The organism is Bacteroides sp. OF03-11BH (assembly GCF_003604005.1).
In the GTDB taxonomy this organism is placed as follows: Bacteria; Bacteroidota; Bacteroidia; order Bacteroidales; family Bacteroidaceae; genus Bacteroides; species Bacteroides ovatus.
The window spans coordinates 14,173-19,819 of sequence record NZ_QTMW01000072.1 but is presented as its reverse complement, the minus strand read 5'-3'; the positions used below and the strand labels follow the sequence as shown (position 1 = coordinate 19,819).

Annotated in this window: 7 protein-coding genes and 1 pseudogene; 5 read left to right on the top strand and 3 right to left on the bottom strand. The window is 52.2% G+C overall.

From position 1 onward, the window contains the following. The 3 genes from DXA54_RS26430 to DXA54_RS26420 all read right to left on the bottom strand — a co-directional run. Positions 1–353 (bottom strand): DUF3408 domain-containing protein (locus DXA54_RS26430; RefSeq protein ID WP_120081073.1); only part of this gene is annotated, 353 nt, incomplete at its 3' end. Between the two features lie 24 nt (positions 354–377). Continuing rightward, positions 378–827, bottom strand: a complete 450-nt coding sequence (locus DXA54_RS26425; RefSeq protein WP_120081071.1) for a DUF3408 domain-containing protein — start codon at positions 825–827, stop codon at positions 378–380. A 5-nt stretch (positions 828–832) separates the two neighbouring features. Further along, the gene (locus DXA54_RS26420) at positions 833–1,588 is read right to left on the bottom strand and encodes a ParA family protein (RefSeq protein WP_117678590.1); all 756 of its coding nucleotides are present in this window, start codon (positions 1,586–1,588) and stop codon (positions 833–835) included. 232 nt (positions 1,589–1,820) lie between these two features. On the opposite strand from DXA54_RS26420, the gene DXA54_RS28640 reads away from it, so the two are divergent. The 5 genes and pseudogenes from DXA54_RS28640 to DXA54_RS28845 all read left to right on the top strand — a co-directional run. After that, the gene (locus tag DXA54_RS28640) at positions 1,821–2,000 is read left to right on the top strand and encodes a hypothetical protein (RefSeq protein WP_080728637.1); all 180 of its coding nucleotides are present in this window, start codon (positions 1,821–1,823) and stop codon (positions 1,998–2,000) included. Positions 2,001–2,270: 270 nt separating this feature from the next. Then, positions 2,271–2,696: a conjugal transfer protein MobA gene (gene mobA / locus DXA54_RS26405; RefSeq protein ID WP_005944180.1), complete on the top strand. Its 426-nt coding sequence runs from the start codon at positions 2,271–2,273 to the stop codon at positions 2,694–2,696. Next, the gene (gene mobB / locus DXA54_RS26400) at positions 2,675–3,925 is read left to right on the top strand and encodes a conjugal transfer protein MobB (RefSeq protein WP_008645598.1); all 1,251 of its coding nucleotides are present in this window, start codon (positions 2,675–2,677) and stop codon (positions 3,923–3,925) included. The genes mobA and mobB overlap by 22 nt, the downstream gene beginning before the upstream one ends. A gap of 32 nt (positions 3,926–3,957) precedes the next feature. Then, positions 3,958–4,881: pseudogene (locus DXA54_RS26395) on the top strand (YWFCY domain-containing protein); the annotation flags it as partial. 640 nt (positions 4,882–5,521) lie between these two features. Continuing rightward, on the top strand, positions 5,522–5,647 hold a 126-nt coding region (locus DXA54_RS28845; RefSeq protein ID WP_133304698.1), incomplete at its 3' end, for a reverse transcriptase N-terminal domain-containing protein.

Here is a 5,647-nt window from a genome sequence, read left to right as displayed (position 1 = left end):
ACTTTTTGGGCGTTTTCAATCTGTTCCATGTACTGCTGCCCGTATTGCCGGAAATGGTCGCGGAGGATGTTGTCCACGAACTTGCCGATGCTCAAACCGTTTCCCATCCGACTGGCAACGATAGTGACTTTCTCATGAATTTCTCGGCTGATGTATATACATTGCCGCGTTTTGATTTCCGATGCTTCCAAGAAAACAGAGAGCGGCTTGCCCCTGCCTTCATCCTTGCGGAAGTCGCTGCCGGTCTTTTCCTGACCGTATCCGTTTGCACACTTTGCTGCATTGGCAGCGGTTCTTTCACTCTTTCCTGTTTGCAGGCACTCAGCCTGACGGTTCTTCTTTGTTCTTTTCATACTTCTTTGTTGTTTTTGGGGTATTTATAAATTATAGGATTCCATGTGCCGTTTGAACGATTCGTCTATCTCGTCTTGGAACAGCGTGAAATGGTGTGTCAGCACGTTGTCAAGAAAAGCCGCGATAGTCACCTCGTTGCCACCGATTACATGAAGCATCTTCTGTATGCGGTCGTGGTACTCCTTGCGGCTATAGACCTGCTTGCCGAGTCTTGCCGTTACGTTGGACCCGCATATGAATACGGTGTCATAATCCAATTTTTCCGGCTTGCTGTTCCTGCGCCTGCGTTCCGGCTCCTCTTTGGAGTGCGAGGCAGGTGGAGAAACGGCTTCCTGTATCGCTTCTTTCGGAGGTGGAGAAGTAGCGTTTCCGTCCGTGCTTCTCGCTTCCGGCGGAATGCTTGTATCGTCCAGTCGAAATGAGTTGATTACGGCTTCGCTGTCGATGTCCTCGATTCTTGTTTTCTTTGCCATGCCGTTCAGTTTTTGATGATGCCGAGAATCTCATCGACGAGTTTGTCGAGGTTGCTGCCGCGTACCAGTATTTTGTCCGCCGGAAACGCCGTGGAGCGGAATACTGCCTTGCGTTCTGCCGCCGTCTCCTTGCGGAAACGCTTGCTGTCCGGCAGATGTGTTTCCAGAATGGACAGGGCGAACTCGGCACAGACCTTGTCGTATGCTTTGTAAAGTTCCGTCTTTTCGCGCCCGTCCACCATGTTACACACGAGGTAAATCCCTTTGATACCGGACTTGCCCGTGCTTATCATCTGTTCGTTGATAACGGTGGCGAACTTAATGGAACTCTCCATCACCACACGGTCGGCGATGATGGGCGTGAAGATGTAGTCCATTTTGGAAATGGTCTGCACCACATCGGCATTGTTGATGGTTCCCGGCAAGTCGAAGAACACGAAATCAAGGTCGGGCTGCGCTGCCACCAGATTTTCGGCAGTCTTTACCGCATCTTCCGCACGGCTGCATCTGATGGTGTACGGGTTCTTCTTCAGCCGTTTGAGCTGCTCATACGCCATCACCTTGTAATGCCCGTCCTCCATGACAGCTTTCATGTCGCGCTTGCGCATGTCATGGATACTGTACTGTGGAAAATCGCAGTCCACCACGGCTACGTTGTAGCCTTTCACATAGTGCAGATAGCTTGCTACAAGCACTGTCAGGGTTGTCTTACCCGCTCCACCTTTCTGCGTGGAGATTGCCACATAAGTTGCTTCTTTCATTTTTTTGATAATTTATTTGGTTATACATCTGTCCGGTGGCGGTAGCGTATTGTCATTAGTACGTACGCACGCGCTCCCATTCATTTATTTATTCACTCCTTAATCCGGCTGTGCCTATGGGTAATCATCGGTTTGTCCAACCGCCCATGCTTTTATCCGTCCGCATGGACGTGTGCTTGGAAAACTGTCTGAATACATACACCTGTTTTCAACCGTTTGGATTGATGCCCGGATTGGTGTCCGAACATCCGGCGGAAGGAGTGTATTTTCAGTCCCACATCCGAATCACGCTGCAAATAAACAAGGATATTTTGGAACTTGTATTACTTCTCCGGCAAGTGGCAGCACGTTGCGTCGGTTGGCACTGATTGTCCGGGTCAAGCCCCTGTCCGATACCGCTTTAAGGGCGTAACTTTGCACCCGAACGGCAGGGTTCGCCGCAGGTGGCGCAGCCCGGAGTTTGAAAGGCATTCCCCCAATCCGTCCCCGACGGATTTTTATGTTCACCTGAACATAGCAAGATGTCTTTTCAGCCGCTCAAAACGTTTTGAGCAGCCACGAAAAGCACTTGCCCTTGCAGGGGGCGGGCTTCCTCTCCGAAGTCGGGAAGCCTTTCAAACCTGCGGTGTCTGTGCCAAGAAGCGGCGGCTTATGCCGTCCATCCGCTAAATCCAAAGTTTATATGAAAGAGAAAAGAAACAAGACCGGGAGAAATCCCAAACTTGACCCGGCGGTGTTCCGTTACACCGTCCGTTTCAACGAGGAGGAACACAACCGTTTCCTCGCCATGTTCGAGAAGTCGGGCGTTTACGCCAAGTCGGTTTTCATCAAGGCGCACTTCTTCGGGCAACCGTTCAGGGTGCTGAAAGTGGACAGGACGCTGGTGGATTACTACACCAGACTGTCCGATTTCCATGCGCAGTTCCGCGCGGTAGGCACGAACTACAACCAAGTCGTGAAGGAACTCAGGCTGCATTTTTCCGAGAAAAAGGCGATGGCGTTGCTCTACAAGCTGGAGCAACAGACCGTCGAACTCGTGAAACTGAGCCGTCAGATTGTGGAACTTTCAAGGGAAATGGAGGCGAAATGGTCGCAAAAATCAGTGTAGGAAAGTCGTTGTACGGCGCGCTTGCCTACAACGGGGAAAAGATCAACGGGGCGAAAGGGCGGCTGCTCACCACCAACCGCATCTACAATGACGGCACGGGGACGGTGGACATACGCAAGGCGATGGAAGGTTTTCTCGCCTGTATGCCGGAGCATACGAGGGTGGAGAAACCGGTACTCCATATCTCGCTCAACCCGCATCCCGACGACGTGCTGACAGATACGGAATTGCAGGACATCGCACGCGAGTATCTGGAGAAACTCGGCTACGGGAACCAGCCGTACCTTGTTGTCAAGCACGAGGACATAGACCGTCACCACCTGCACATCGTGACAATCAATGTGGACGAGAAAGGCAGGCGGCTCAATCAGGATTTCCTCTTCCGCCGCAGCGACCGCATCCGCAGGGAACTGGAACGGAAGTACGGGCTGCACCCGGCGGAGCGTAAGAACCTACGGCTGGAAAATCCGCTGCGCAAGGTGGACGCTTCGGCGGGCGACGTGAAGAGGCAGGTCGGAAATACCGTCAAGGCTCTGAGTGGACAGTACCGTTTCCGGACGATGGGCGAATATCGCGCCCTCCTATCCTTATATAATATGACGGTGGAGGAAGCGCGGGGAAACGTGCGCGGGCGTGAGTATCACGGGCTGGTCTATTCCGTCACCGATGATGCCGGGAACAAGACTGGCAACCCGTTCAAGTCCTCGCTTTTCGGGAAGTCCGCAGGCTATGAAGCCGTGCAGAAGAAGTTTGCCCGTTCCAAACAGGAGATTAAGGACCGGAAACTCGCCGACATGACGAAACGCACCGTGCTTTCCGTGCTTGAAGGCACGTATGACAAGGAGAAGTTCGTTTCGCGGCTCAAGGAAAAGGGCATCGACACCGTACTGCGCTACACGGAGGAAGGGCGCATCTACGGAGCCACGTTCATAGACCACCGAACGGGCTGCGTGCTGAACGGCTCGCGCATGGGCAAGGAACTTTCCGCCAACGCCTTGCAGGAACACTTTACGCTGCCTTATGCCGGACAGCCGCCGATTCCGCTGTCCGTTCCGGTGGAAACAGAAGAGGATATGCGCGGACAGACCGCATCCGACCACGAGAACACGGCGGGCGGTGTCGGTCTGCTCACTCCCGAAGGTCCGGCTGTGGATGCCGAGGAGGAAGCCTTTATCCGGGCGATGCAGCGCAAGAGGAAAAAGAAGAGGCGCAAGGGCTTGGGAATGTAACCGTAAGTATCAACATCAAAATTTTTCAATCTATGTCACAACAAGAAGACGATTTGAGGGCATTGGCGAAAATCATGGATTTTCTGCGTGCCGTGAGTATTATTTTAGTGGTCATGAACGTGTACTGGTTCTGCTATGAAGCCATACGGCTCTGGGGCGTGGACATCGGCGTAGTGGACAGAATCCTGATGAACTTCAACCGCACGGCGGGGCTGTTCCATTCCATCCTCTACACGAAACTGTTCGCCGTCCTCCTGCTTGCCCTGTCCTGTCTGGGGACGAAGGGCGTCAAGGGAGAGAAAATCACTTGGGGAAGGATCTGGACGGCACTTGCCGCAGGGTTCGTGTTGTTCTTCCTCAACTGGTGGATACTGGCATTGCCGCTGCCGGTTGAAGCGGTGACGGGACTTTACGCGCTGACCGTAGGCACGGGCTATGTCTGCCTGCTGATGGGCGGTCTGTGGATGAGCCGCCTGTTGAAACACAACCTTATGGATGACGTGTTCAACAACGAGAACGAGAGCTTCATGCAGGAAACACGGCTCATCGAAAGCGAGTATTCGGTCAATCTGCCCACCCGCTTTTATTATAGGAAACGTTGGAACAACGGCTGGATCAACGTGGTGAACCCATTCCGCGCCTCCATCGTGCTGGGTACGCCGGGCAGCGGAAAGTCATACGCGGTGGTAAACAGTTTCATCAAGCAGCAGATTGAGAAGGGCTTCTCGATGTATGTCTATGATTTCAAATTCAGTGACTTGTCCACGATAGCCTATAATCATCTGCTCAACCACCCGGAGGGATACAAGGTGAAGCCGAAGTTCTACGTGATAAACTTCGACGACCCGCGACGCAGCCACCGTTGCAATCCCATTCACCCAGATTTCATGGAGGACATTACGGACGCTTACGAGAGCGCGTACACCATCATGCTCAATTTAAACAAGAGTTGGGTGTGACCTGTAAAGTCGCGTAATTGATTGTTAAACAGTGATATTAGTTGCATGATTTAACCCGCTGTTCCGTCAGCGGTAGCCTACTATAAGGTGCATCTCCAGTGATGGGTTGTGCTAAGCTTATAGGACAAAGTACACTTTCCGAAAGGACAAGACTGAACCGTGAGGGAACGTCAAGGGCGGTTAGTATCATACTGCCGAGTGGCGAGGCTGGATAGCATGGTTAACATAAGTGAACTGTCTTTAGCCATCGTGAGGTTTGAAGGAGCGGAAGATACTTTAGCTCTCACCAAAAGGTAAGCAGTCGGATAACCCCTGCCCATGTTGGGGTTACACGGACATGGCACTGCCGGTGGACTTGACAGAACCTAAACTATCCTTTTGTCAATTACGTGGAACAGGGCAAGCCTGTATCTCTCTCGTAACAACGCGAGTAAGCGAACCGCAAGGCAAGCCGAAAGGGGTGCAGGTATGAGATAACGGAGAAAGCGAACGCCTCCCTGTAATGGGGAGGATACGGATTGAATCGACATCACGGGCTGATTGTGGATAACATCATCCGACACGAAAGTGGGCAGACTTCCGTATATGGTAACTCTTTACAAGATAACTTTTAGAACTTTCAAAAGGAGGAAAGCAAATGAACGAAACTAAGACATCGTGTGCGCCTGCTGACAACAGGAATCTGACTTGGGACGGTATGAACTGGTCCAAGTGCGAAGCCTATGTCCGAAAGCTTCAAGCGCGTATTGTAAAGGCTCAGAAA

Excerpts from the sequence above, each read along its gene's own strand:
- mobB (WP_008645598.1), top strand. The coding sequence starts at position 2,675 with ATGGTCGCAAAAATCAGTGTAGGAAAGTCGTTGTACGGCGCGCTTGCC.
- mobA (WP_005944180.1), top strand. The coding sequence starts at position 2,271 with ATGAAAGAGAAAAGAAACAAGACCGGGAGAAATCCCAAACTTGACCCG.
- DXA54_RS26425 (WP_120081071.1), bottom strand. The coding sequence starts at position 827 with ATGGCAAAGAAAACAAGAATCGAGGACATCGACAGCGAAGCCGTAATC.
- DXA54_RS26420 (WP_117678590.1), bottom strand. The coding sequence starts at position 1,588 with ATGAAAGAAGCAACTTATGTGGCAATCTCCACGCAGAAAGGTGGAGCG.